The organism is Bacteroides sp. AM41-16 (genome assembly GCF_003603495.1).
In the GTDB taxonomy this organism is placed as follows: Bacteria; Bacteroidota; Bacteroidia; order Bacteroidales; family Bacteroidaceae; genus Bacteroides; species Bacteroides uniformis.
This window is the reverse complement of record NZ_QTNE01000028.1, coordinates 31,025-55,415: the sequence shown is the minus strand read 5'-3', so window position 1 is coordinate 55,415 and position 24,391 is coordinate 31,025. Positions and strand designations below refer to the sequence as shown.

Sequence of the window (24,391 nt, the reverse complement as noted above, 5' to 3'; positions counted from 1 at the left end):
TTAGCTGGTGAATACTCATTTTACTGGCATAAAATCCAAATTGATACCCGTCCATTCACTCATTTGTTTGGTGGTAGGATAGGTTTTTGAAACAGCGATTTCGCCGTCCACTAAAGTAATAGGCAGTGCATCCGCCCCATGTTTTTGCAGATGCTCGTTTACTGTTTTATTACTTACATACACTTGCGGTTCGTCACGTAAATTGTGACGGGTAACGATGATACCCTGTTTCTTCAATGTTTCAATAACAACCGCAATACGCATTAATTCAGGGTCAATATTTGTTCCACAAAGACCCGTAGGGCAACACATTGCCGGGTCGAAAATTTCTATCTTTTTCATACTGTTTTTATTTAAAATGATACTCTATGTTTATTTATAGATAAAAGACTATTGCATAATAAATTCCTACCGCAATAAAGAGGATGGCAACTATTTTACGAAACCATTTCTCGAATATTTGCATCCGGTTATAAAACTTACCCAGTCCGGCAACACTGTACGCTAAAATCCATGCAACAAGGATTACGGGTAATCCCGTAGCAATAGCGTAAATTACAGGTAAGAGATACCCACCCGTTTCCGCTGCTGACAAAGGCATAAGCATACCGAAATAAAATACTCCACTGGTAGGACAAAAAGCAAGGGCGAATAAAATACCCAATAGCATAGCCCCCCAACCGCCTTTCGTCCTCTTTTTCAAACTTTCACCGCCGATATTGATTTTCGGTAGATTAAGTTTTATTATATCGAGCATAAATATTCCAATGATGATTAACGCCGGAGCAATCAGCATTTCCCCGTACTTGCTTACGGCTTTTTGAATCATAAACATACTTGCTCCCTCACGGAGAATAGGGATAAGGATAAAGCCAAGAACCGTATAGCTTACTATTCTGCCGAAAGTATAAAGCAATCCGTTTATAAATATCCGGTGATGGTTTTCTATGTCCTTACTAATAAATCCTATTGCTGTTATGTTGGTCGCTAACGGACACGGGCTGACCGCCGTTAAAATCCCCAATATAAAAGCTGTAATAGCAGGAATAGAACTGTTATCTAATAGCGATTGAAGAAAATCCATCTTACAACTGTTTTAACAATTCGTCAATCTTGCTTTTAATTCCCTCTTTAAACTTGTCCGGTGCATTTTTCGCATTGGAAAAACTAAACTCGGTCATGTTGTTTACATTCTCTTTGCCGTCTTTCCAGCCGTTTACAAACAAAGACGACCATGTAACTTCGTACTTGTCTGCAATCGCTTCATTTTCTTTCTTTGAAATATCTATCACTTTATAGATAATTTTACCGTCTGCTTTTTCTTTTGAATAAAGGCTATCCAAAAGGGCTACTGTATTTGTTTCTATCGCCCGGCAAGTGATACACCGTTGCGCTCCATGAAAATAAAGAACCTCTATGCGGTTAGACTGTATTTCTTCCGCTTGATTTTCTCCGGTCTTTTTCTTTGAACCATTACCACAGGAAACTAAGACCAGCGTTGCAATCAGTAGATAAAATAATTTTCTCATAGTTCATTTTTATTTGGTTATCAACTCTTTCACTTCTGCAAGGGATAACTTTTTTCCGGCTGATACGACTTTCTCGTCAATCACCAAAGCTGGAAGCCCTAAAATGTTATACTCCATGATTTTCAATAAATCTTCCTCTTTGATAAGGGTTGCATCGCAACCTAATTCTGAAATAGCTTGTTTGGTGGTTTCGTACAATGCTTTACAGCTTGAACACCCAGTTCCTAATACTTTAATTTCCATTGTCATTCTACTTTAAAGTTAATATAATAATCGTAATTCGTAGAACTACGAACAATTATTTCAAAAAAAGGTGCTGCTATTCACAGCACGATGTACCTTTACATTTGCAGTCCCCTAAAAAAGCAGCAAATAAGTTTCGGGCAAGTTCCCAGTTTTCCCGATTTATACAATACCGGACTTTTGGCGTTTCTATTTCACCTTGAATTAAGCCAGCTTCTTTTAATTCTTTCAAATGCTGCGAAACGGTTGCTTTAGCAATAGGCAGTTCTTCGTGTATATCACCGAAGAAGCAACTATCTTGTTTTGCCAAAAAAGCAAGAATAGCCATCCGTGCCGGATGCCCCATTGCTTTGGCAAAACGAGCAATCTGTTCCTGCTCTGTTGTGTACTGTTTCTCTTTCACTTCAATTCTCCTTTCTTATTTGTTGTTCGCAAAACTACGAACAATATTTTAAATAGCCAAATTTTGCAGCATATTTTTTTCGGATAGGTGCAAGGTGCAAGTATATATCTATATATATAGCTTGCACCTTGCACCTAAGCTGAAACATTTATATTCAGAGATTTGCGTAATTAAAAAATGTGTTGTATCTTTGAACCCGTGAGATAGGCAGACAAACAGCGGACAAAGCCGGACAAATAAACCCTGCAAAAATCGTTACTGTTTCGTTACCTATTTGAAATTTTGGAAATTAAAAGACAGACTTGTAGGCGGTTAGGTGTTTGGGTTCAATACCCTGTCTCTCCGCTGAGCTCCAAAGACAAAAAGGATTCAAAGTATGACAAATCCCGTAAAACCTTGATTTTACGGGATTTTTTATTTCTCTTCTCGGACATCTATCAGTAATTCGGGTTATATAATCAGTAATTTGGATACCTATATAATAAATAATACCCGCTACTTTTGTATCGCTATAACAATTGGATTTATATGTTTCAACTAAATAATATATCGTATGAAAAGATTGGTGTTGTTTATGATGGCAGTTATGCTGTTGTCTATTACTGTTAACGCACAGAAAAAAGGTGGTAAGACACTGGTAGCTTATTTCTCGGCAACGGGAACAACGGCAAGGGCTGCCAAGTTGGTGGCAGAAGCTGTTGATGGGACCCTCTACGAAATACAGCCTGCGAAAAAGTACACGGCTGCTGATTTGGACTGGCACGACAAAGCTTCGCGCAGCAGTGTGGAGATGTCGGATTCCAAATCACGTCCTGCATTGTATTCTAAATTGGGAAGTCTCGCGGAGTATGATACCATTTATATAGGTTTTCCTATTTGGTGGAATTTGGCTCCAAGAATCATCAATACATTTATAGAAAGCGGTGATTTTGTAGGTAAAACGGTTATTCCATTCGCCACTTCGGGAAGCAGCAGTATTTCTAATGCAGAAAAGGAATTGCAGACGAATTACCCCGGCATAAACTGGGGAAAAGGCAGGCTGCTGAATGGAGCGAGCCGGGAAACTGTCAAGCAATGGATTAAGAAATGAATTTCCAACCGAAACTTAAAGAAGTAGAGATGAAGAACATGGTAAAAAACATATGTGCGGCGATGGTTATTAACCTTTGTGCTGCAGGACATTTGTCTGCAACAGAAAATAATCCTAATAATGATAATAAATTTATGGAAGAGAATTTGAATCTGACTCAAGAGTGGGACAAGACATTCCCACAGAGTGATAAAGTAGACCATAAAAAGATAACTTTCCACAACCGTTACGGCATTACACTTGCCGCCGATTTGTATGTACCCAAGAATGTGACGGGTAAATTGCCTGCCATTGCCATCAGTGGCCCATTTGGTGCCGTGAAGGAACAAGCTTCGGGCTTGTATGCGCAGACATTGGCAGAACGTGGATTCCTGACGATTGCTTTCGATCCATCCTATACGGGAGAAAGTAGCGGCCAGCCCCGTTATGTGGCTTCGCCGGACATCAATACGGAAGATTTCAGTGCAGCGGTCGATTATCTTTCCACCCGTGACGATGTAGATGCAGAGCGTATCGGCATTCTCGGTATTTGTGGATGGGGAGGCATGGCGCTTAATGCAGCGGCTATCGATACTCGCATCAAGGCTACAGTTACGGCAACCATGTACGACATGAGCCGGGTCAATGCTAACGGTTATTTCGATTCTATGAATGCCGATGCACGGCATGAATTGCGGCGCCAGCTTAATGCTCAGCGTACGGAGGATTATAGAAACGGTACATTTGCTCTTGGAGGAGGTGTAGTAGACCCGTTGCCTGCCGATGCTCCACAATTTGTGAAGGACTACCATGCCTATTATAAAACACCGCGCGGCTATCATAAGCGGTCACTCAACTCGAATCACGGATGGAACAAGACTTCACCGCTTTCGTTCATCAATATGCCTATCCTTTCATATAGTGATGAAATCCGTAGTGCAGTGTTGATGCTGCACGGTGGAAGGTCCATTCACGTTATTTCAGTGAAGATGCTTTTAAAAAGTTGCAGGGTGATAATAAGGAACTGCTGATTATTCCCGGTGCAAACCATGTAGACTTGTATGACAATATAGAGGTAATTCCATTCGGCAAAATAGAGAGATTCTTCAATGAACATCTTCGATGACCGCCTTTAATGTGTTAGGAACCGGACGTACTTTTCTTTAGCCTGGTTCAGCAACTCCTCTTTCAGGCAGATGTCTTTCCGGAAAAGCGAATGCTCCGGGAAGATTTCTTTTTTCTTGGACGCCTTGTTCCAATTTCCTACTACATGCCCCTTATAGAGAAGTACCGGAAAGAACAATCCGTTGTTGGTGAAAGCTTTGGAATAGTCCTCTTTGGGTAGGACGTCCGTCCGGTCCTTGTATCCTATCAGGTATTCGTCGTAGGAGGGAAGAAGGTGCAGGTTGCCGGTCGCCTTTCCAGATGTCCGGCAGGAGTCATGGATGTACCATGTCTGGCTGTTCCATTGTTCGGACATCAGTTCCGGTTCTATCAGAGAAATAGATTGCCTTGCTTCCGTTAAAGGCAAACCGGACCACCAGGAGAAGTCTTGCAGGGTAGCGGGGGCATGGCTGCGGAAATAGGCTGTAGCCAGACGGGCCAGCGCTTCTTCTTTCGTCAGTTCGGGGGTAGGTGGAACTCTTTCGTCCAGAAGGGCATAGGTGTGTTGTCGTCCACGGCATTCTCCGCTACACACAATACCTTCGACTTCGGCACGCGACATAAAGCGGGTCATGTGGTAGTTGTCTGCAAGCAGTCCCGAACGTTCAAAATGTTCCGCAATCTCTTGTTTCGTCAGGCTTCGCTTCCCGCTGAGGATATTCCCGAGTACGGTATGGCTTCTGTCATATTGCTGTTCCGTGATTTCCAGACCATGTCCTTTTGCATAAGAATCATTGGCGGATTTGATGCGTTGTGCAGAGAGTTTCAGCATCCAACGAATGTCTTCTGCTGCTACCAGGTGCCATGTGGGACGCATTATGTGGGTTCTCAGTATTTCCCCTTGATGCAGGGCTTTTTCCACGGCTTGAATTCCCGGTGACTTCAGCCGCATACCTACGGCCCATTTCACCATTGTATAGTCTTGTGCCTGCATGGCGCCCATCCAGGAGACCAGCTCTTTCGGGTGGCCGAAGAGTGGAGTGGACAGTTGCTGGTTCTGTAAGCGTATTTCAGGGATTCTCATGTCGGTATGGTATTCGTTTGTATCAATAGGAATCGCAAAGATAAGAAAAGCAGGTCATCGCAGGGTATATTGTGTCCGCAATTATATTCTTTTGTTTCTTTTAACAGCTACTAATATAGCTATCTTTTATTTTTGCAACGCACAAATTGGGAAAATATTCATAATTAAATAACCATAAGAACTTTTTTATGACTATGAGAACAAATTGTATTTTATTGTTAGTTATTTTGTTGGGAGCCTTTCCCTTAAGTGTACATGCCGATGAATCTGGAAGCATAATTCTGTACACTCCTTACACAAAAATTTCCGTGACGCCCGGAGCGTCCATTGATTACAGCATTGATTTGATTAACAACACGGACGGGGTTACAAATGCAAATCTCTCGGTCAGCGGATTGCCGGGCAGTTGGAAGCATGAAATCAAGTCAGGCGGCTGGACCCTCAGCCAGCTTTCTGTACTGCCCCAGGAAAAGAAAACGTTCAATTTGAAAGTGGAAGTTCCTCTAAAAGTAAATAAAGGAAGTTATCATTTCACAGTATTTGCCGGAGAAACCAAACTGCCGCTGGAGGTGGTCGTGGCCCAGAAAGGAACTTACCAGACCGAGTTCACTACCGACCAGCCCAATATGCAGGGCAATTCCAAGTCCACCTTTACCTTCAATGCCACTTTGAAAAACCAGACGGCCGACCAGCAGCTGTATGCGCTGATGGCCAATGCCCCCAGAGGCTGGAGTGTCGTGTTCAAGCCCAACTATAAGCAGGCCACTTCTGCCCAGGTGGAAGCGAACAGCAGCCAGAATGTGAGTATAGAGATTGTCCCTCCCGCCAATGTGGAAGCCGGCAATTACAAGATTCCGGTACGTGCGGCTACCGGTACGACTTCTGCCGACTTGGAGCTGGAAGTTGTTGTCACGGGTTCCTACGAGATGGAATTGTCCACGCCCAGAGGATTGTTGAGTACCGAAATCACAGCGGGAGATGTGAAGCGTATCGAGTTGGTGGTCCGGAATACCGGCTCTTCATTGTTGAAAGATATCCAGCTTTCTGCCAATAAGCCCGTGGACTGGGAAGTGTCTTTTGAGCCTTCGAAGATTGATATGCTGAAGGCGGGGGAAACGGCCAATGTCGTAGCTACCATGAAAGCATCCAAAAAGGCATTGCCCGGAGATTATGTGGCTACCATGACGGCCAAAACTCCTGAAGTGAATACAGACGCCCAATTCCGCATTGCCGTGAAAACCCCGATGATATGGGGATGGGTGGGCGTTTTGATAATAATCGTTGCCATAGGTGCCGTATGCTATCTGTTCCGTAAATATGGAAGGAGGTGAGCATGGACGAGCGAGTGATTGCATTGACAGACTTGACCAAGCAGTATGGGCGCTTCACTGCCGTAGACCGCATTTGCTTGACTATCCGTAAAGGGGAGATTTTCGGATTATTGGGGCCAAACGGCGCCGGCAAGTCAACTACCATCCTGATGATGCTGGGACTGACGGAACCCACTTCCGGCTCTGTGGAGATTTGCGGTATCGACTCTACCAGGCATCCTATCGAGGTAAAGCGGAAGATAGGCTATCTGCCCGAAGATGTGGGGTTTTATGATGACATGACCGGTCCGGAAAACCTTATATATACTGCGCGTCTCAATGGCATTTCGGATGCCGAAGCGAAAGTCAAGGCGCTGGAGCTGATGGAGCATGTGGGGCTTGCCGGACAGATGAAAAAGAAGACCGGGAAATATTCGCGCGGTATGCGCCAGCGATTGGGACTGGCGGACGTGCTTATCAAAAATCCGGAAATTATAATCCTGGATGAACCTACTTCGGGAATAGACCCTGCCGGTGTTCAGGAGTTCATCGAGCTCATTAGGCAGTTGAGCCGGAAGGAGGGACTGACCGTCTTGTTCTCTTCCCACCACCTGGACCAGGTGCAGAAAGTTTGCGACCGCGTGGGACTGTTCAACAGTGGGAAGCTGGTCACCTTGATTGATATGTCTGATTTGAAGGACAAGCATCAAGAATTATCTGATATTTATAGCCATTATATGGAGGAAGGAGGAGAAAGGCATGAATAAAGTCAATTATCCTTTTTGGGTAGTCGTTAACAAGGAAATATCCGACCATGTGAAAAGTTGGCGGTTCATTATCTTGATGGGAATCATTTTGCTTACGTGCATGGGCTCACTCTATACCTCGCTTACCAACATAGGTGCCGCCATCAAGCCCAATGACCCGGACGGTTCGTTCCTTTTCTTGAAGTTATTCACAGCCTCGGATGGCACATTGCCTTCTTTTGTGCAGTTTATCAACTTTCTGGGGCCGTTGTTGGGGATTGCGCTGGGATTCGATGCTATAAATTCGGAACAGAACAAGGGGACGTTGAGCCGTATGCTGTCACAGCCTGTTCATCGTGATTGCATTATCAATGCCAAGTTCGTGGCTGCATTGATTGTGATAGGTATCATGCTGTTTGTACTGGGATTCCTCGTAATGGGCTGCGGGTTGATAGCGATAGGCATTCCTCCCACAGCAGAAGAATTTTGGAGGATTGTATTCTTTCTCATAATCAGTGTGTTCTATGTGGCATTCTGGCTGAATCTGGCCATTCTGTTTTCGCTTTGCTTCCGTCAGGCGGCCACCTCGGCATTGGCTTCGGTGGCGGTATGGTTGTTTTTCAGCGTGTTCTATACGATGATTGTCAATCTGGTTGCCAAGGCATTGAGCCCTTCGCAGCTGGCATCTCCTTATCAGATAGTCAGTTACCAGAAATTTATTCTCGGTCTGATGCGTCTGGCACCTAGCGAACTGTTCAATGAGGCGACCACAACGCTGCTGATGCCTTCCGTCAGAAGTTTGGGACCGCTTACTATGGAGCAGGTTCAGGGGGCCATTCCCAGTCCGCTGCCATTGGGACAGAGTCTTTTGGTGGTGTGGCCGCAGCTCACCGGACTGATTGCAGCTACTGTCATCTGTTTTGCTCTTTCGTATGTCATATTTATGAGACGGGAAGTCAGATCACGGTAATGATAAGTATGTTTTATTGAGTGTTGAAAGTCCGTTCCGGCATTGGTTGCTTGAACGGACTTTTAATATTTTGCCCGAACATTTGGTAATTCCAAAAACTTCCCTTACTTTTGCGCCCCGAACAAGGAGAGGTGCTCGAGTGGTTGAAGAGGCACGCCTGGAAAGCGTGTATACCCCTAAAGGGTATCGGGGGTTCGAATCCCCCTCTCTCCGCAATAAAGGGTGTAAATCAAGCATTTGCGAGATTTACACCCTTTTTTACACCCAAGAATGTAAAATTGGGTGTTTTTGTATTTTTTAAGATTCTTCAAAAGAATGTCAATTACAAAGCGATTGGTATTTCTATGGACTGGCAGAATGAACCTTTATGACGAAAAATATAGTTATTCAAAAAAATAAATATCTTAAATATGGAATTCATTTGCCAAATATGAAATTTCTATTCATATATTCCTCTTTTGTAATTCATTAGATATTGGGTAAAAGTCTTGCCTGTTTCTTTTTTGAAAAAACGCATGAGGTGACTGGGGTCGGAAAAGTGGAACTCGTCTGCCAGTTGGCTCACATTCAGATTGGAGAACAGTAGCTCATTTTTCAGCTCTTCCAAAAGACGTTGCTTGAGTAAGTGAATGGCTGATACACCAAATTGCGCCATGACAGAATTATTCAAGGTGATACGACTTACCCGAAGCATATCAGCATATTCTTGAACGCGCTGTGTCGTTCGGATATGTTTTTCGAGTAAGTCCTTGAATTTGAATGCGTAATTGTTTTTTGGCACTTCGACAGGTAGACGATAAGTTTGAGCGTATGCCCGGTTGATAATTACCAGTAGATAATAAAGCACTGACACAATGAGGTTGTAAGTGTCTACCACAGGATGTTGTAGTTCTTGTTTTATCTTTTTTAAGAGGCGCATATATTCCGTCAGCTCCTCCGGCTCGGCAAACAAGTAGGGCGGTGTATCAGTCTGATAATAATACAACAGCCGATATACGAAGAACTTGTCAGCAATGAACGTGCGCATAAAGTCTTCGCGGAAAATAAGAAAAGTGTAATCTAGTTCTACCTCGTTCACGTGCCATTCCTGTTGCTGGTGCGGCGACAAAAGCAGCACCATACCATCCCGTAACTCCACTTTTCGGAAGTTCAGCAACAAATATCCATTGGCACGACGAAAGAAATAGAAGCTGAAAAAATCTGTCTTAAACGCCTTATGCTCGGTCAAGACACCACAGATGTCCTTGCTTTCGCCTGTGTTAATGTAGAAATCTACGCCACATTGCGTTTTATTGAACGGAACGCTTACAAGTCTTTTGGGATTGATTATAGCTTTCATCACTCTTGTTTTTTGCTTTCTGCAAATATACATCATTCTTTTATCAAAATGGCATATATTCCTGTTTTTAAGGCATAGAGACATTGGGATATCCTTTCGAACTTTGTACCCGAAAAATAATACAAAACATAACATCATGAACGAAAAAGCAATTATTCGGTTGGTACGCAGTGCCACCTTGAAAATCAACTATGCAGGACATACCATTCTTATTGACCCCGTATTTGCCGACAAAGGAACCCTGCAATCAGCTCTCGGTGTATATAAGAATCCGAGGGTACATCTCGTAATGCCTATTAGCGACATTACTGAAGGTGTTGATATGGTACTGCTCACCCACAACCACATCGACCATTACGAACCAAGTGTAAAGCAGCATTTGCCGAAAGACATTCCTTTCTACACCCAGCCACAAGATAAGGCCGCCATCCTGAAAGATGGTTTCTCAAATGTAGAAGCGATTGAAGAGAGCATAACCTTAGGTCATCTGACCATCCACCGTGCTATTGGCCATCACGGTTTCGGTCAGATAGGCCAGATGATGGGACCTGTTTCGGGCTATGTGCTGATGTCCGAAGGGCTTCCGACTATTTATATCATGGGCGATTGCAAATGGGAAGAATGTACTCTTGCTACCGTGGAAAAGTATCGTCCTAATTATATTGTGGTGAACAGTGGCGGTGCGGTATTCCCCGAATTCTCTAAGACGGACGGTTGTATCATCCCCAATGAACAGGAAGTAATGGCGATGCTTGACACACTCCCCCCACACATCAAGCTGATTACCGTACACATGGATGCCATCGATCATTGCCAGACCACCCGTGCCATCCTTCGCAACGAAGCTCGCCATCACGGGACGGATATGAGCCGACTGATTATACCGGAAGACGGAGAAAGCATAACACTTAAATAACTGTATAAACAATCATTTCAAAATATTAGAAAGATGAAAAAGATTAGGAAAATCGCGGTAGAACAGAATTTCGCCGCGATCAGTGTCGGTAAGTTGAATGAACTGAATGAATACGAACTTCAGCTTGGCCCGGATGTGAAAATTCCCGGAAAAGTATTCTGCAGCACCGCTCTCGGAACTACGGGAAGCGAGTTTTCTTTCCAGTCATTCGCCCCGGGTACAGAAACCGGATTTCTGCATAGTCACAAGAGTCATGAGGAACTTTATTTTTTCCTCTCCGGTAAAGGTGAATTTCAAGTAGACGGAACAGTGTTCCCAGTGGAAGAAGGTAGCGTTGTCAGGGTATCTCCTGCAGGAAAACGAAGTGTCCGTAACAACGGAACGACTCCGCTCCTCATGCTCTGCATACAATATTGCAGCAATACATTCTCACAGGAGGATGCCACTGACGGAATCATACTGAAAGAACCGGTAAAATGGAAAGTCTCTCCGAAATGATTCTAAAAAGGAACTCTAAGCAGATGACTATCTGTATAAAATCCCTGATAAAGAATATGAACATAGTGGTAGGCTGCTCCATCGGGTGCAGCTACTGCTATGCCCGTAACAACTGCCGCCGCTTCCATATTACGGACGACTTCTCCGTACCGGAATATATGGTGCGAAAGCTGCGTATCATCGACACGCCCAAGCCTCACGTATGGCTGATGACCGGAATGAGCGATTTCTCCGATTGGAAGCCTGAATGGAATGCGGAAATATTCAGACGAATGAAAAGCAATCCGCAACACGCTTATATATTCCTTACGAAATGTCCGGACAAGATCAGTTTCTCTACAGATGACGAGAATGTATGGATGGGCGTGACCGTCACGCGCAATTCCGAAAAAAAGCGGCTAGACGATTTGAAAAGAAATATCAAGGCCAAGCACTACCATGTCACTTTCGAACCTATTTTCGATGAAATCGGCGATATAGATTTCGAGGGTATCGACTGGATTGTCATAGGTACGGAGACCGGACATCGGAAAGGCAAAGTGGATTCCCGTCCCGAATGGGTGCTTCACATTGCCGACCAAGCCCAAACACAGGGCGTCCCCGTGTTTATGAAAGAGGATTTGCTGCCTATAATGGGCAAAGAAAGGATGATTCAGGAACTGCCGGAACAATTTACAAAACGCTTACAATGAATACCGAAATAATCAAAGAAATAGACGTACAGAGCGTTATGACCAAATCCTCACTGCCGGTCGGAGGATATTCGGTCAACCCTTACGTGGGCTGTCCCCACGCCTGTAAGTATTGCTACGCATCGTTTATGAAACGATTCACCGGGCATACAGAACCGTGGGGTGCATTTCTGGACGTGAAGAACTGGAAACCGATAGCCAATCCGCACAAATATGACGGAGAGCGCATTGTGATAGGTTCCGTGACGGATGGTTACAACCCGTATGAGGAGCAATTTTGCCGTACCCACAGGCTGCTCGAAGAGCTGCGTGGGAGCAACGCCGAGATTATGATATGCACTAAGTCCGACCTTGTCCTGCGCGACCTCGACCTGTTGAAGCGTTTTCCCAAAGTAACGGTGTCATGGTCGGTCAATACGCTTGACGAGCGGTTTCGTACGGATATGGACAATGCCGTGAGCATAGAACGTCGTCTGAACGCAATGCGTCAGGTCTATGAGGCGGGCATCCGTACCGTGTGTTTTGTATCGCCCATATTCCCCGGAATAACCGATATGAAGGCGATTATCGAGAAAGTGAAAGGATATGCCGATTTGATATGGCTCGAAAACCTGAATCTGCGCGGGCAGTTCAAGGGAGGGATAATGACGTATATCCGTGAGAAGCATCCCGACCTCTTTCCGTTATACGAAGAAATATACAACAAAAAGAGGCTTGATTACTGGCAGGCATTGGAACAGGACATTTCCCAATACGCCAAGGCACAGGGGTTTCCATATAGAATAAATGATTTGCCTTACGGGCGCTCGGAAAAAGGCAAGCCGGTTATCGTAAATTATTTCTACCACGAAAAGATACGATTGACTAAATGAGGGAAAGATATTGACAATATGGTATATTAATAGTGAATAAGATATTCTTTTATTGCTTATTTTACTTTAGAATAGTTAGACAACTTAGATTTTGTACTATATATTACGATAGAAGTACAATCCATGATGAATTGTACTTCTCTATATTACATCCTGAATCCTCTGGATTTTTGTTCTTTCTGCACTGAGTTACGCAGATGCTGCTGTAACTTCTCCCATTGTTCCTTGAACCATTCGCTGATTGGCTGTTGGTTTATAGTCAGCATCAATTTATTCTTATCGATCGGGCTTCGTTCAATTTTGAAAATTACATTTTTTGTTTCAAATCTCTGTCTATATTCTTCGGAATAGATTTTTCCACTACATCTGAGAGCTTCCTTTTTGTATAAAAGAGAATCAACCATCCCCTTGGTAAAACCAGTGACATAGCATAATTTTTCCATTCTCAGCATTTCTTTGAGCAATGGGAACCAGCATAATGCTTTTTCGAGAATGGTATTCAATCGTGATATTTCCTTGTCTTTGGCTTCAAGTTCTTGATTGTGTATTCCTTGAAGATTACGAATTTGTCTGCCATGCTGTTCCTGTATTTGTTGTATCTGAATTTTCAATTCATCAGTAGCTTTGTCCCGTTTGGTAATTTCCTGATGTAGCTGCTCGATGTGATGTTCCAGTTCTTTCAGCTTACCGCTTCCGAAAAGAGAACCTACACTGCTGGTTATGGCTGTGGCTACATCGGTAGCTGCACTTTTGAGTTTGTCCGTACGTATCTCTGCTTTTACCTGTTTGAGTTCCTGTTCGGCAAGGCTTACCTGTTGCTCCTTGTGTCGCTTGGTTTCCTCTATACGTTGCAGTTCGGCTTTCTGCTTCTCAATGATGAAATCATTTCGTTCCAGATGCTCTTTACCTGTGACAGCTTTTGCCTGCCCACGTTCCATCAGGAGAATATCGGAAGCCAAGGTCTGCATGATTGCCATATCTTCGTCATTGAGTTTTCGGCTCTTTCCGGTTTCGTGGTTCATCCAGTCGAATACGATATGGGCATGATAGTTCGGCTTGAACCATCTGCTTCCTATTTGAAAACTCTCTTTGTCTTCCGCTTCCGGCTGACCGTTTAGCCAATGTCCTTCGTCTTTGTGCAGGAAAATTTGTAGTGGAGTGATGCCCCAACGCTTTTGACACTCTTCACCGAATCTGCGTACATCAGCCAGTGTGGTGTCCGGTCTGATAAGCAATACTCCTTCACGGATGGGTGAACATCCCGCCACTTTGATAATCCTTCCATTCTTTCCCTTGCGTTCCCTTTCCTTTTCCTGCATGGCACGGCCTGTCTTTTCCTTGACCATGCGTTTGATGTTCTCATAATGCGTCTGCAATTCGAGACTGCCGAAATCCGGATTTATCCACTGTTCATTATCGGCTGTGAGTTCGGGCACGATGTAGATTTTGGACTTGCCGATGTTGCGCATATACTCGGCAGTTCTTCGGTTGTGTGCCTCGCTCGATGCGATGTTGCAAGGCTTGATATGTATGCTTGATTTTGTTGCCATAGCTTCTTTTCTTTGTTTGCAATTGATTATTTTGCTCGCTTTCGCAGAGGGGTTATTTTATGAATCTCGGCTGCATTCGGCATAGGTCAAGCAAGCTTGCCTCTGCTCTCATTTGCACGAGATTTCTTAGGGGTAACCCATAAGCGGAGATTGCAAAGAGAGGGTCACTCTTTGCTCGGGGTTCTCAGGGGTGAAACGCCTTGAGTGGGTCATTAGGGCAAAGCCCTAATCCCCTCGGGAGAGCCCACAACTACGAAAGCGGAGCGTGTAGTTATAGTGGGCTATAACCGGAAGCCGTTCTTCTTCTCCGGTGATTGGCTGCGCACCCCTTTGGCGGACTGGAGCTGCCTTTTTCTTTCAATCTGTTTCTGTAAGTATTCGTTCAGGTCTTTGCACCCGCCATAAATCTGCGAAGCGTCCCGGATGTATCGGTCTCTGCCGTATTCCATGCGGATTTGTTGGAGTACTTCCAGTCCTGCATGGTCGTTGTCGAAAAAGCAGTGGATGCGCTCATAGTTGCCCAGCGGATAGAGAGCCTTGTTTATATTCGATACGGAGTTCAATACAATGTAGTCCTGCCCGTCCAATTCCGGATAATTCGGGCAGCTTTCCTGTCTCAATGTCAGAAAGGAAAGGTAGTCCATGAAACCCTCGAACACATAGCAGGTAGTCCTTGCTTTTCCCGACTGTCTGATGTGGGAGATTTCCTTGGGGGCGATGCAGCCCTTGAAATAGGGGTTACGAACCTCAAACCCACCCGAACCGTTAGGGAAGGCAATGGCAAAGTAACGCTTGCCGTTGTGGGTGTAACGGGCTTCTCTACATTCTCTTTTTGCCAGCTCCAGATTTATTCCTCTACCTTGTAAATAGGCAAGCAGGGCAGGGGAAGAAAGCGGCACGATTTCCAACTGTTGGAAACTCGGCTCCGTAAAGGACTGCTTGCGAAAAGAGAAAGAAACGGGGTGCACGTGCGGTGCCTGTTCCTCTATGCGTTTCAAAAGGTACGGCACACTGTCCGTTGCATAGAGGTGCGAAGCCAGTGCGATGATGTTGCCGCCCTTGCCAAGTGCAAAATCATACCATTGGTTCCGCTCGGTATTCACCTTGAACGATGCTTCGGTTTCTTCCCTGAACGGCGATTTGTACCAAAGATTGATGCCCTGCCGCTTCACCGGGCTATATCCCAAGCTGTGAAGATACTCTTCCAGCCTGATTTGTTTTGCTGTCTGTATATCCATAAATGATTGTCTTTATCGCTTATTGCTTGTTTTTCTTTTCGCCAGTACCTTTTCATATAGGTTACTGGCCGTATAACCACTTCACTTTATTGTCGTATATATAGGATACGGCTTAAAGTGAAGCGGTTTGATGCACTCCTGCAACCACTTCGCTTTATTCTAATATATAGACCCGGAGAATAAAGTGAAGTGATTGCGAGGATTGGGCTAATAGTGGAAATCCGGTTCGTACCTGTACTTTCTGCCGTTTTCCTGCACTATCATCCGCTTGTTCTTTAACACTGTGATGAGTTTGACCAGCTTGTTGTCACTTAACGGAATGCCCACCAAGGCATACGATTCTTTCAGCGCCTTGCCCAGTTCCTTATACCCATACTCGTCCTGCAACGAGAATGCGGCTTCCAGAGCTATCCGGTGCTGTTGCTCGGAAATGTCCTTGCAGGCATCGAACCTTTCACCTTGGGGTCTGCCGGGTGCTTTGGTTTCTGTCTGGTAGTCCTCCATCAGTTCAGGCAATGCCCTGTCATTGATGCGGAAGGCAAACGGCTCGAAGTCCATCGCACGGATGTGCATGGCGGAAACCTTGCTTATGTCCCCGTTGCTCTTGTCCTTTTCAACGAGCAGCACGGTTTCAGCCTTGTTGTTCAGCTCCGTGCCGATATGTCCCCTTGCGTTCTCATCCCCCTTGTTCTGATGGAGTATCGTGTGGATATGTATCTGCCTGTCGTCCGTCCACTGCATCAGCTTTGATATGATGCGTGTCGATTCACTGGGGCTGTTGATGTCATATACCATGTCACGGATGCCGTCTATTATCACCAGACCAAGGTTTGGCGTATGGTAGATTGCCTGTTCGACAATCCTTATGCGCTGCTCCGGCGTGTACTTCCGCAGGGCAAGGAATTCAAGGTTTTCGTTGTCCCTGTCATCGGGCAGCCCTGCCATACGCATGATGCGCTCCATCACATTCAGACAGTGGTGGGGGCTTTGCTCCGTATCCACATAAAGCACTTTCCGTTTGGCTTCGGGAAGTTCAGCCGCATACCTGAGCACCGTACCGTTTTTCAATGCCGCCGCCACGATAGCCGACACATTGAATGTCTTCTTGCTTTTGGCTTTGCCGATGGATGCGCTGAAATTTCCCAACGTGCCGATAACGGAACCTTTCACACTGAGGATTTCAGGGGCTTTCTCGTATTTTCCCGACAGGCTCAGCCGTGAGGCTTGCCAGAGGATTACCGCCTGTTCGTCCGATATTTCCCGGATGTCTTTCATATAGTCCATAGTGATTCCTCCCGTTACTTGCGTCCGCCTGTTTTCTTCCCTGCCAGTTCAAGGGCAAGTTCCGCGTCCACGATAATCTTGCGCCCTATCTGGGTGATGGCCTTGTCTATCTTTCCGCTTTTCTTTATGCGGTTGGCGGTAGGCAGGCTGCACCCGAACAGCTTGGCTATGCCGAGTATTCCGTACACATACTTCCTGCCTGTGTCCGTTACGGGCTGCGGCTGCGCTTCCGGCTGACCGGATGCGTGCCTGCTTAACATGATGAACTCTTCGCCTGTCATCTGCCAGACGGGTTTGGATAATAATTCTTGGATATTTGTCATAGTCCAATCTAATTAGTCGTTAAACAATCAGCCCTGCGCACTGGCTGTTATTTCTGTTCTCGAACGATGCAAAATTAGATATGGATACGGGTGGTAAGGATGGGGATGATATAATCCGAATTTCGTTGTATCTTATTGAATATCAGAAAATAAAAATACCACTCAAAAATTAATTTGAGTGGTAAAAGTGGAACTTTCGTAAAGAATCAGGATATATCACGGATTATCTGAATATATGTTCCATTTCCTTGGCGAAATTCTGGTTGCTGTCACTGGGGAAATCAGAAACTGGCTCCTTGTACTTTGACTTGTAGTAGCTGTCATCAATATCCAGCAGTTTCAGTATTCCGGCTTTCCATTTGTCCCTGTCCTGTTTGGGGAGCTTTTCGCTCATGAGGAATATCAGATAACATACACGTATCTTCTCTCTCGGTTTGGTTTTCAGCTTGCAGTTGCAGGGGTGCAGGTTCATGTTGGCATAGAAATCCGGTGCGGAAATTTCTTCGAACTGTTCTCCCACACATACCTCATGAATGAGCGAAAGTAATTTCATGCTGAAGTATTCGTGTCGTTCCGTTGTTGTTTCCTGCTGGCTGACCGGTTTGCCCGGCTCGTCCTGTCGTTTCCCGTCAGGAATGTATTTCTTCAATATATCCAGAAAAAGACAGCTTTGGCGGTATATGTCCGCACAACGGTTCTTCATATATTGGAATGCCTCATTTCTTGCAGCCTTTTGCAGGTCATAGAGTTCGTTCAGTCTGGCTTTTTCCCTGTCATATTCAGCCTTGCAGCGTTCATATTCTTTTTCTGCCTGTTTTTCCTCTTCGGCAGTATGTTCCCGGTAGCCAATGGAATCATACCTGTTGTTGGCTTCATTCAGCGGCTTGTTCAGACTTCTTGTGACATCCAGCTGGGCTTCAATTTCAAGGGAATACCTTTCCATGTGCTGATGGCAGACACGCTCTATGGCACTGTTACTTATGGGGCGTGTTTCATAAGCCTGTATGCTCTTTTCTATTTCAGTTTTCAGGCTGTTGAGTATCAGGGTGTATTGTTCTTTTTGCCTGTCAAGCACCAGTTCAAGGATGGCGGCTTCAAAAGATTTCATGTCATTGTACTGCTGACAGAAATCGGAAATGAATTTTTGCCTGTCAAAAGAAAAAGTGCTGTTGTCCATATAGTCCCTGTATATTCTGTTGAGTTCCCCGTATCGGGGAATCATCGTCTGTATATTGTCTGCCATAGGTGTCCTACTTTTGTCTGTTCTTTTCATTGTCAAGAAGCATCGTCAGTTCTTCTTCCACCTGTTCTATGCTCGGCAGTGCCGATTTCAGGTTTTCCGGCACAGCCTTGCTGAGCTGATAATCGCTGATGCCGATAGGCTGGTCATAGCCGGTCAGCGCATATTGTGCGACAATCTCATCCTTGCCTTTGCACAACAGCAGCCCGATGGTCTTGTTGTCATTCTCTCCCCTAAGTTTGTCGTCCACCACATTGATGTAGAAGTTCAACTGCCCGGCGTATTCCGGTTTGAACGGGGTAGCTTTCAGTTCCACGACCACATAGGCATGGAGTTTTATGTTATACAGGATTAGGTCGGCATAGAAATCGCTGTCGCCAATCTGGAAATGCTTCTGCCTTGCGACAAAGGCGAATCCGTTGCCCATTTCCAACAGGTAACGGGTGACGTGCTTCACCAGTTGTTCCTCTATGTCCCTTTCGTCCGCACGTTCTTTGGCTCCCGCCAAGTCAAAGATATACGGGTCTTTCAACAGGTAGTTGGCAAGGTCGCTTTGGGGCACAGGAAGCGTGGCGGTAAAATTATTGACCTTGTGGCTGTTGATTTGCCTTTCGTACAATTTGCTTTCAATCTGCGTTTTAAGAGTATTACTGCTCCAACCCATTTCCACGGATTGCTTCATATACCAGTAATCGACACCCAACGGAAGGGAACTGTTCAGCAGAATCACATGGCTTGCCCAATTGATTCTTGCAACAGGTGATGCCAGGAACAGTTTTTCTATGTCCTCAATCGCTATTTGGTAAGCGGCAGCGACTGTTTGGGCTACATCCTGAATTTGTGCAAGAGGTTCTTGCACAATTGCAACTTCCTTGTTGTCTGAAGATTGAATTTGCGCAAGAGGCTCTTGCGCAAATGTCATATTGTTCAGGCTTTGAAGTTCATCCGTGATTTTCTGCACACTTGGAGTAAGTAATTTCGTATCGGTTTCTATAAAACTCCGTAATGCGCCCAATGGATAGGAGCGTGCGAACTGGCACATATAAGCCAAGTTCCTGACCGAATATCCTTTCTTTTCGGGATAACTGAACCGTATCGCCTGCGCCAGTCTCTTGATGACCTTGCCGCCCCAGCCTTGTCGGTTCTGGTGGTACAATATGTAATTGCCCATCTTCCAGTAGTGGAACAGCATCTGCGCATTGGCTGCACTGATGAGCCGGACTTGCGCCTGCTCTATTTCCGAGCCGATGGCATTGACGAAAGCCTCGAAACTTCTTTTCTCTATGTTGTTATCGTTGTTGCTCATTGTTGTATGTATTGAAAGTTACAAAGATAAGCCCAATAACAGGCATACCATGAAACTTGCTGATTGTTTTTATAGTTGGTTGAATTTATTCATTGCATTTGCCTTAATGTCATCTGCGATGTCAATGTAAGGTTTCATGGCTTTATAATCGCTGTGTCCCGTCCATTTCATTACAACCTGTGCCGGGATGCCGAGAGCCAAGGCATTGCAGATGAAAGTTCGTCTTCCTGCATGGGTACTGAGCAATGCGTATTTGGGTGTCACTTCATCTATACGCTCATTTCCTTTGTAGTAGGTTTCCCGTACAGGCTCGTTGATTTCTGCGAGTTCCCCCAGTTCTTTCAAATAATCGTTCATTTTCTGATTGCTGATAACGGGCAGTGCCATGTTGTTCTCAAAGTGAATGTCCTTGTATTTTTCAAGTATGGCTTTGCTGTATTTGTTCAGTTCAATGTTTAGGCTGTCTGCCGTTTTGACGGTAGTAACTTCTATGTGGTCGGATTTGACATCACTTCGCTTCAAGTTACGGACATCTGAATACCTTAGACTTGTGAAACAACAGAACAGGAAAACATCCCTGACACGTTCCAGATATTGTTTGTCTTTGGGTATCTGATAATCTTTCAATCTATTCAATTCGTCCCATGTCAGAAAGATTACCTTCTTTGAGGTGGTTTTCAATTTCGGTTTAAATGTATCGTATGCAATGTTTTGATTATATCCCTTTTTGAAGCTCCATCGCAGGAACCATTTGAGAAATCCTATCTGTTTGCCGATGGTACTGTTTCTCATGTCTTTTTTGTCACGCAGGAAGTTTACATACTCGTTTAGTCCGAACTCATCGAAATACTCAAAAGTCACATCTTCTTTGAACTCTTTCAGGTGATTTTTTACGGCTGCAAATTTTTCGTATGTGGATTCTGTCCAGTTGTTCTGATTGCCACATTCCTTGACAAACTCATCAAATATCTCCCAAAAACTTATTTTAGTATCTTCCTGCTGCTCCTCGTTGTTATTTTTCATTTTCAGATTGAACGCATCTTTTAACTGTTGGGTGGTCGGCATGGTTTCCTGTACCTCAAATTCTTTGAATACGTTTTGAATTTCGGCATAGTATCTTAGCAAATCCGCATTGATTTCGGATGCGCTTTGCTTTAATTTATTGGTACATCCGTTCTTTACACGCTGCTTGTCTGCATCCCACTTGGCTATATCAATGCGGTAGCCGGTTGTAAACTCGATGCGATGGCTTGCGTATATGACACGCATACGGATGGGTACGTTCTCCACGATTGGAACGCCGTTCTTTTTGCGGCTTTCAGGTGCAAAAATGATGTTTCGTTTGATGTTCATGACTGGGTGTATTTGAAATTCCGCACCCAAATATACACCCAAAAATTGAAATAGCGAGCGATATTCGATAATATTTAGATTTAATTATGATTGTAATAAGTTGGTTATTAATAGGTATTTGCAATTGTGTGATATTTTGAGATAGCAAAGGTTCAAGAGCCCCTCTCTCCGCAACAGTTCTGAATAAGATGGAAAACTAGCGGGTAAAGGTCTACAAATCTATGATTTGTAGACCTTTTTTGCTTGTACTCCGTTTGCTTTGAAAGACTTGGAAACTATGTCTTTGTAAATTAATTATAGATAATGAAGCTGGATGACATCTCCTTTCATAATAAGGCGATGGGATAATGCATTGCCACTGCAAAGCAAGTGCATGCTTTTTGCAGTGCTACTGCATTCAGCTTTGCAGTGGCGCTGCAACACATATGCAGTGTCACTGCAGCATATATGCAGTAGCGCTGCAACACGTTTGCAGTCACACTGCAGCAGATGTGCAGCGACGCTGACCCGGTAGGTGTGTACGGGATTGTATCATGTTTCGTTAAGAAGATATTATAAAGTATCCTTTGAATGTCGTATTTTTGTCTATCCGTAATTTAGAGTAGTCAAAGAAAACTATGAAACACACTCGTATGAAACTAAAAACAGCGGTAAAGAACCTTCATGAAGGCTGGAAATTCCGGCAGGCGAGACTGACCAATTGGTATCCGGCTACAGTTCCGGGAGTAGTCCACACGGACTTACTGCAGAACAAGATTATTGAAGACCCGTTTTTCCGGTTGAACGAACGGGGATTACAATGGATTGACAAGGAAGACTGGGTTTATGAAACTTGCTTTACCCTTGCTGCCGGCATGATGCGGAAAGAGAATATGGAGCTTGTGTTCGAGGGGCTGGATACTTACGCTGACGTTTATTTGAATGATGAATGTATACTGAAAGCGGACAATATGTTTCGCCGCTGGTCTATCCCCGTCAGGCAGTACATTAGGGAGGAGAATAATATATTGAAGGTGTACTTCCATTCGCCGGTAAAGATAGACGTCCCCAAATGGGATGCACTTCCCTACCAGTATCCGGCATCCAATGACCAGTCTGAAAACGGGGGCTTGTTCAACAAGAAGATAAGCATTTTTGCCCGTAAGGCGGGTTATCATTATGGCTGGGACTGGGGCCCACGTCTGGTTACCTCCGGCATCTGGCGTCCGGTGTATATCAGGGCTTGGAGCGATTTGAGAATCAACGATGTGTTTATCGAGCAGAAGGAAGTCGGTGCAGGCAGGGCCGTGATTGCCGGACATGTGGAGCTGGATGCCGATAAGGATATGAATGGAGTGTTGGTCACGATAACGGATGAGGTTACTGGAAGAGTGCTTGGCGAGTGGCAAGCGGATTTGAAGCGAGGCACCAATCGGGTGACCGTTGATTTTGTCCTTCACAAGCCGAAGCTGTGGTGGAGTAATGGACTGGGGGAGCCTTTTCTTTATCGTTTCCGTACGGATATCATTGCAGGTGGGGAATTGTTGGACTCTAAAACCGAAAGGGTGGGCATACGCTCTTTGAAGGTGGTGCATCAGCCGGATAAGGACGGGCATACTTTCTATATAGAGTTGAACGGGCGTCCGGTTTTTGCCAAAGGAGCCAATTACATCCCTTCGGATAACTTCCTGCCGCGCGTCACTCCCGAGAATTATAAAAGGACGATTCTCGATGCCGCCGGTGTAAACATGAATATGTTGCGCGTCTGGGGTGGAGGTATCTATGAGAACGATGTCTTCTATGATTTGTGTGATGAGTATGGGATCATGATTTGGCAGGACTTCATGTTTGCCTGCAGCATGTATCCGGCAGAAGGCGCCCTACTCGATAATATCCACCAGGAGGCGGTGGACAATGTGAAACGTTTGCGCAATCATGCCTGCATTGCTTTGTGGTGTGGAAATAATGAATGCCAGGATGCCTGGCTGGGCTGGGGCTGGAAGTGCGAGATAGAACGGCAGAACAAGGAATATGCCGACAAGATTTGGGCACAGTACCGGCAGCAGTATCATGTCACCTTACCCGGGGTGGTCAGGGAGTATGCACCCGGAACCTTCTATTGGCCTTCTTCTCCGTTCGCATTCGAGGGAGAGATGTCCGGTACTACTGACGGGGACCGTCACTATTGGAGTGTCTGGCATGGTAAAGCACCCATTTCTGATTATGACAGCGAGAAATCCCGCTTTTTCAGCGAGTACGGTTTTCAGTCTTTTCCAGAGTTCGAGTCCGTCAAGCGCTATGCTCCTTACCCCGAAGACTGGGATATACGTTCCGAGGTGATGATGTCCCATCAGCGTGGTGGCGACCATGCCAACGGGCTGATTGAGACTTACCTGTTGAATGAATATAAAAAACCGCGTGATTTCCGGGCATTTCTTTATATGAACCATGTGCTGCAGGGAGATGCCATCAAGACGGCCATCGAGTCGCACCGCCGCCAGATGCCGTATAATATGGGGACGCTTTTCTGGCAGCACAACGACTGTTGGCCCGTAGCTTCCTGGGCGAGCCGTGACTATTACGGACGCTGGAAGGCGCAGCACTATTATGTCCGCAAGGCCTATGATGACATCCTGATTTCTTCGGTAGTGGAGGGGGATGATTTGAAAGTATATGCAGTGTCCGACCGCTTGGAGAATACTTCCGGCCGGCTGCAGCTCCAGGTCTGCCAGTTCGACGGAACCGTGGTTCATCACTGGGACAAGTCTGTCGGCATCTCCGGTAATGACAGCCGTGTCTGTTTTTCCGCACCGCTTGCCAAGTTGCTGGAGGGGGCAGATAGAGGAACGGTATATGTCCGCGTAGACTATACGGACAAATCGGGCAGGGTGTACCATAACAACTACTATCTGGGCAAGCAGAAGGATATGGATTATCCGAAGGTGGATTTGCAGACTGAAGTCCGTTCCATTGAAGGTGGATATGAAGTGATGGTTTCGGCAGACAAGTTTGCCCGTGCCGTATGCTTGTCCGTTGCCGACAATGAAAGTGTGTATAGCGACAATTATTTTGATGTCCAGCCGAAGGGCAGCGTGCAGGTGCAGGTCAGGACGCGATTGTCTGCCGAAGCGTTCAACGGTTCGTTGAGGCTGACTTGCCTGAACAATGAATTCTGATACTCGCCATCCGGACGTTGGCATGCTTCTTCCGTCCGGATGTTTTGGCACTTATATACAAAGTGACACTTGTCTAAAACTGATAACTAAAAGTAATAACTAATAAAAATAACGATTATGAAAGAAAATGAAGTATCATATAGAATTCTTTATATTGATGGAGAAAG

General features: G+C 45.2%; 23 protein-coding genes, 1 tRNA gene and 1 pseudogene. 11 read left to right on the top strand and 14 right to left on the bottom strand.

Going from position 1 to position 24,391, the window contains the following annotated elements; all coding sequences use genetic code 11:
- Positions 1–15: 15 nt before the first annotated feature.
- The 5 genes from arsD to DW896_RS19615 form a co-directional block, all read right to left on the bottom strand.
- Positions 16–342 carry an arsenite efflux transporter metallochaperone ArsD gene (gene arsD / locus DW896_RS19635; protein ID WP_005655270.1) on the bottom strand — a complete coding sequence of 109 codons (327 nt, stop codon included), beginning with the start codon at positions 340–342 and terminating at the stop codon, positions 16–18.
- Positions 343–376: 34 nt separating this feature from the next.
- Positions 377–1,084, bottom strand: coding sequence for an aromatic aminobenezylarsenical efflux permease ArsG family transporter (locus DW896_RS19630; protein ID WP_115484103.1), 708 nt, complete (start codon positions 1,082–1,084; stop codon positions 377–379).
- Position 1,085: 1 nt separating this feature from the next.
- Positions 1,086–1,529, bottom strand: a complete 444-nt coding sequence (locus DW896_RS19625; RefSeq protein WP_007665414.1) for a nitrophenyl compound nitroreductase subunit ArsF family protein — start codon at positions 1,527–1,529, stop codon at positions 1,086–1,088.
- Between the two features lie 9 nt (positions 1,530–1,538).
- The gene (locus tag DW896_RS19620; RefSeq protein ID WP_005800948.1) at positions 1,539–1,772 is read right to left on the bottom strand and encodes a thioredoxin family protein; all 234 of its coding nucleotides are present in this window, start codon (positions 1,770–1,772) and stop codon (positions 1,539–1,541) included.
- A 76-nt stretch (positions 1,773–1,848) separates the two neighbouring features.
- Complete coding sequence (locus tag DW896_RS19615; RefSeq protein WP_007216081.1) at positions 1,849–2,175, bottom strand: helix-turn-helix transcriptional regulator; 327 nt, start codon at positions 2,173–2,175, stop codon at positions 1,849–1,851.
- A 553-nt stretch (positions 2,176–2,728) separates the two neighbouring features.
- On the opposite strand from DW896_RS19615, the gene DW896_RS19610 reads away from it, so the two are divergent.
- Positions 2,729–3,265: a flavodoxin gene (locus DW896_RS19610; protein ID WP_009038164.1), complete on the top strand. Its 537-nt coding sequence runs from the start codon at positions 2,729–2,731 to the stop codon at positions 3,263–3,265.
- A gap of 29 nt (positions 3,266–3,294) precedes the next feature.
- Positions 3,295–4,370: pseudogene (locus tag DW896_RS19605) on the top strand (alpha/beta hydrolase).
- Between the two features lie 6 nt (positions 4,371–4,376).
- Here the strand turns inward: DW896_RS19605 and DW896_RS19600 are convergent.
- Positions 4,377–5,432: a winged helix DNA-binding domain-containing protein gene (locus DW896_RS19600; protein WP_005832513.1), complete on the bottom strand. Its 1,056-nt coding sequence runs from the start codon at positions 5,430–5,432 to the stop codon at positions 4,377–4,379.
- Between the two features lie 188 nt (positions 5,433–5,620).
- Between DW896_RS19600 and DW896_RS19590 the strand changes: the two genes are divergently transcribed.
- From DW896_RS19590 to DW896_RS19575, 4 genes are all read left to right on the top strand, one after another.
- Positions 5,621–6,763, top strand: a complete 1,143-nt coding sequence (locus tag DW896_RS19590) for an NEW3 domain-containing protein (protein WP_008664984.1) — start codon at positions 5,621–5,623, stop codon at positions 6,761–6,763.
- 2 nt (positions 6,764–6,765) lie between these two features.
- On the top strand, positions 6,766–7,509 hold the full coding sequence (locus DW896_RS19585; protein ID WP_008664982.1) for an ABC transporter ATP-binding protein: 744 nt from the start codon (positions 6,766–6,768) through the stop codon (positions 7,507–7,509).
- Positions 7,502–8,458: an ABC transporter permease gene (locus DW896_RS19580; RefSeq protein ID WP_008664980.1), complete on the top strand. Its 957-nt coding sequence runs from the start codon at positions 7,502–7,504 to the stop codon at positions 8,456–8,458. The genes DW896_RS19585 and DW896_RS19580 overlap by 8 nt, the downstream gene beginning before the upstream one ends.
- Positions 8,459–8,583: 125 nt before the next feature.
- Positions 8,584–8,671, top strand: a tRNA-Ser gene (locus tag DW896_RS19575).
- A 226-nt stretch (positions 8,672–8,897) separates the two neighbouring features.
- Here the strand turns inward: DW896_RS19575 and DW896_RS19570 are convergent.
- Positions 8,898–9,797, bottom strand: coding sequence for an AraC family transcriptional regulator (locus DW896_RS19570; protein ID WP_117706959.1), 900 nt, complete (start codon positions 9,795–9,797; stop codon positions 8,898–8,900).
- A 136-nt stretch (positions 9,798–9,933) separates the two neighbouring features.
- Between DW896_RS19570 and DW896_RS19565 the strand changes: the two genes are divergently transcribed.
- From DW896_RS19565 to DW896_RS19550, 4 genes are read left to right on the top strand one after another with little or no spacing between them, the layout of a single operon-like run.
- Entirely contained in the window at positions 9,934–10,713 is a 780-nt protein-coding gene (locus DW896_RS19565; RefSeq protein ID WP_005924041.1) for an MBL fold metallo-hydrolase, read from the top strand.
- A 33-nt stretch (positions 10,714–10,746) separates the two neighbouring features.
- On the top strand, positions 10,747–11,211 hold the full coding sequence (locus DW896_RS19560; protein WP_005924039.1) for a cupin domain-containing protein: 465 nt from the start codon (positions 10,747–10,749) through the stop codon (positions 11,209–11,211).
- A 23-nt stretch (positions 11,212–11,234) separates the two neighbouring features.
- Positions 11,235–11,903 carry a radical SAM mobile pair protein A gene (locus DW896_RS19555; RefSeq protein WP_117706960.1) on the top strand — a complete coding sequence of 223 codons (669 nt, stop codon included), beginning with the start codon at positions 11,235–11,237 and terminating at the stop codon, positions 11,901–11,903.
- Positions 11,900–12,775: a radical SAM mobile pair protein B gene (locus DW896_RS19550; protein ID WP_005924033.1), complete on the top strand. Its 876-nt coding sequence runs from the start codon at positions 11,900–11,902 to the stop codon at positions 12,773–12,775. The genes DW896_RS19555 and DW896_RS19550 overlap by 4 nt, the downstream gene beginning before the upstream one ends.
- Before the next feature lie 146 nt (positions 12,776–12,921).
- Here DW896_RS19550 and DW896_RS19545 read toward each other — a convergent pair whose 3' ends face one another.
- The 7 genes from DW896_RS19545 to DW896_RS19515 all read right to left on the bottom strand — a co-directional run bounded on the left by DW896_RS19545 (position 12,922) and on the right by DW896_RS19515 (position 21,069).
- Positions 12,922–14,325 carry a mobilization protein gene (locus tag DW896_RS19545; RefSeq protein ID WP_117706961.1) on the bottom strand — a complete coding sequence of 468 codons (1,404 nt, stop codon included), beginning with the start codon at positions 14,323–14,325 and terminating at the stop codon, positions 12,922–12,924.
- Between the two features lie 281 nt (positions 14,326–14,606).
- On the bottom strand, positions 14,607–15,563 hold the full coding sequence (locus DW896_RS19540; protein WP_117706962.1) for a toprim domain-containing protein: 957 nt from the start codon (positions 15,561–15,563) through the stop codon (positions 14,607–14,609).
- A 207-nt stretch (positions 15,564–15,770) separates the two neighbouring features.
- Positions 15,771–16,847: an AAA family ATPase gene (locus DW896_RS19535; RefSeq protein WP_117706963.1), complete on the bottom strand. Its 1,077-nt coding sequence runs from the start codon at positions 16,845–16,847 to the stop codon at positions 15,771–15,773.
- Positions 16,848–16,861: 14 nt separating this feature from the next.
- On the bottom strand, positions 16,862–17,170 hold the full coding sequence (locus tag DW896_RS19530; protein WP_008145895.1) for a DUF3853 family protein: 309 nt from the start codon (positions 17,168–17,170) through the stop codon (positions 16,862–16,864).
- A 223-nt stretch (positions 17,171–17,393) separates the two neighbouring features.
- Complete coding sequence (locus DW896_RS19525; RefSeq protein WP_117706964.1) at positions 17,394–18,413, bottom strand: hypothetical protein; 1,020 nt, start codon at positions 18,411–18,413, stop codon at positions 17,394–17,396.
- A gap of 7 nt (positions 18,414–18,420) precedes the next feature.
- On the bottom strand, positions 18,421–19,716 hold the full coding sequence (locus DW896_RS19520) for a YhcG family protein (protein ID WP_117706965.1): 1,296 nt from the start codon (positions 19,714–19,716) through the stop codon (positions 18,421–18,423).
- Positions 19,717–19,785: 69 nt separating this feature from the next.
- Positions 19,786–21,069: a site-specific integrase gene (locus DW896_RS19515; protein WP_117707019.1), complete on the bottom strand. Its 1,284-nt coding sequence runs from the start codon at positions 21,067–21,069 to the stop codon at positions 19,786–19,788.
- A 617-nt stretch (positions 21,070–21,686) separates the two neighbouring features.
- Between DW896_RS19515 and DW896_RS19510 the strand changes: the two genes are divergently transcribed.
- Positions 21,687–24,224: a glycoside hydrolase family 2 protein gene (locus tag DW896_RS19510; protein ID WP_009038168.1), complete on the top strand. Its 2,538-nt coding sequence runs from the start codon at positions 21,687–21,689 to the stop codon at positions 24,222–24,224.
- The last annotated feature ends 167 nt before the right edge of the window (positions 24,225–24,391 follow it).

Bases quoted from the DNA above. Each gene is read 5' to 3' on its own strand.
- arsD (WP_005655270.1), bottom strand. From the start codon at position 342: ATGAAAAAGATAGAAATTTTCGACCCGGCAATGTGTTGCCCTACGGGT.
- DW896_RS19630 (WP_115484103.1), bottom strand. From the start codon at position 1,084: ATGGATTTTCTTCAATCGCTATTAGATAACAGTTCTATTCCTGCTATT.
- DW896_RS19625 (WP_007665414.1), bottom strand. From the start codon at position 1,529: ATGAGAAAATTATTTTATCTACTGATTGCAACGCTGGTCTTAGTTTCC.
- DW896_RS19620 (WP_005800948.1), bottom strand. From the start codon at position 1,772: ATGGAAATTAAAGTATTAGGAACTGGGTGTTCAAGCTGTAAAGCATTG.
- DW896_RS19610 (WP_009038164.1), top strand. From the start codon at position 2,729: ATGAAAAGATTGGTGTTGTTTATGATGGCAGTTATGCTGTTGTCTATT.
- DW896_RS19600 (WP_005832513.1), bottom strand. From the start codon at position 5,432: ATGAGAATCCCTGAAATACGCTTACAGAACCAGCAACTGTCCACTCCA.
- DW896_RS19590 (WP_008664984.1), top strand. From the start codon at position 5,621: ATGACTATGAGAACAAATTGTATTTTATTGTTAGTTATTTTGTTGGGA.
- DW896_RS19585 (WP_008664982.1), top strand. From the start codon at position 6,766: ATGGACGAGCGAGTGATTGCATTGACAGACTTGACCAAGCAGTATGGG.
- DW896_RS19580 (WP_008664980.1), top strand. From the start codon at position 7,502: ATGAATAAAGTCAATTATCCTTTTTGGGTAGTCGTTAACAAGGAAATA.
- DW896_RS19570 (WP_117706959.1), bottom strand. From the start codon at position 9,797: ATGAAAGCTATAATCAATCCCAAAAGACTTGTAAGCGTTCCGTTCAAT.
- DW896_RS19565 (WP_005924041.1), top strand. From the start codon at position 9,934: ATGAACGAAAAAGCAATTATTCGGTTGGTACGCAGTGCCACCTTGAAA.
- DW896_RS19560 (WP_005924039.1), top strand. From the start codon at position 10,747: ATGAAAAAGATTAGGAAAATCGCGGTAGAACAGAATTTCGCCGCGATC.
- DW896_RS19555 (WP_117706960.1), top strand. From the start codon at position 11,235: ATGACTATCTGTATAAAATCCCTGATAAAGAATATGAACATAGTGGTA.
- DW896_RS19550 (WP_005924033.1), top strand. From the start codon at position 11,900: ATGAATACCGAAATAATCAAAGAAATAGACGTACAGAGCGTTATGACC.
- DW896_RS19545 (WP_117706961.1), bottom strand. From the start codon at position 14,325: ATGGCAACAAAATCAAGCATACATATCAAGCCTTGCAACATCGCATCG.
- DW896_RS19540 (WP_117706962.1), bottom strand. From the start codon at position 15,563: ATGGATATACAGACAGCAAAACAAATCAGGCTGGAAGAGTATCTTCAC.
- DW896_RS19535 (WP_117706963.1), bottom strand. From the start codon at position 16,847: ATGGACTATATGAAAGACATCCGGGAAATATCGGACGAACAGGCGGTA.
- DW896_RS19530 (WP_008145895.1), bottom strand. From the start codon at position 17,170: ATGACAAATATCCAAGAATTATTATCCAAACCCGTCTGGCAGATGACA.
- DW896_RS19525 (WP_117706964.1), bottom strand. From the start codon at position 18,413: ATGGCAGACAATATACAGACGATGATTCCCCGATACGGGGAACTCAAC.
- DW896_RS19520 (WP_117706965.1), bottom strand. From the start codon at position 19,716: ATGAGCAACAACGATAACAACATAGAGAAAAGAAGTTTCGAGGCTTTC.
- DW896_RS19515 (WP_117707019.1), bottom strand. From the start codon at position 21,069: ATGAACATCAAACGAAACATCATTTTTGCACCTGAAAGCCGCAAAAAG.
- DW896_RS19510 (WP_009038168.1), top strand. From the start codon at position 21,687: ATGAAACACACTCGTATGAAACTAAAAACAGCGGTAAAGAACCTTCAT.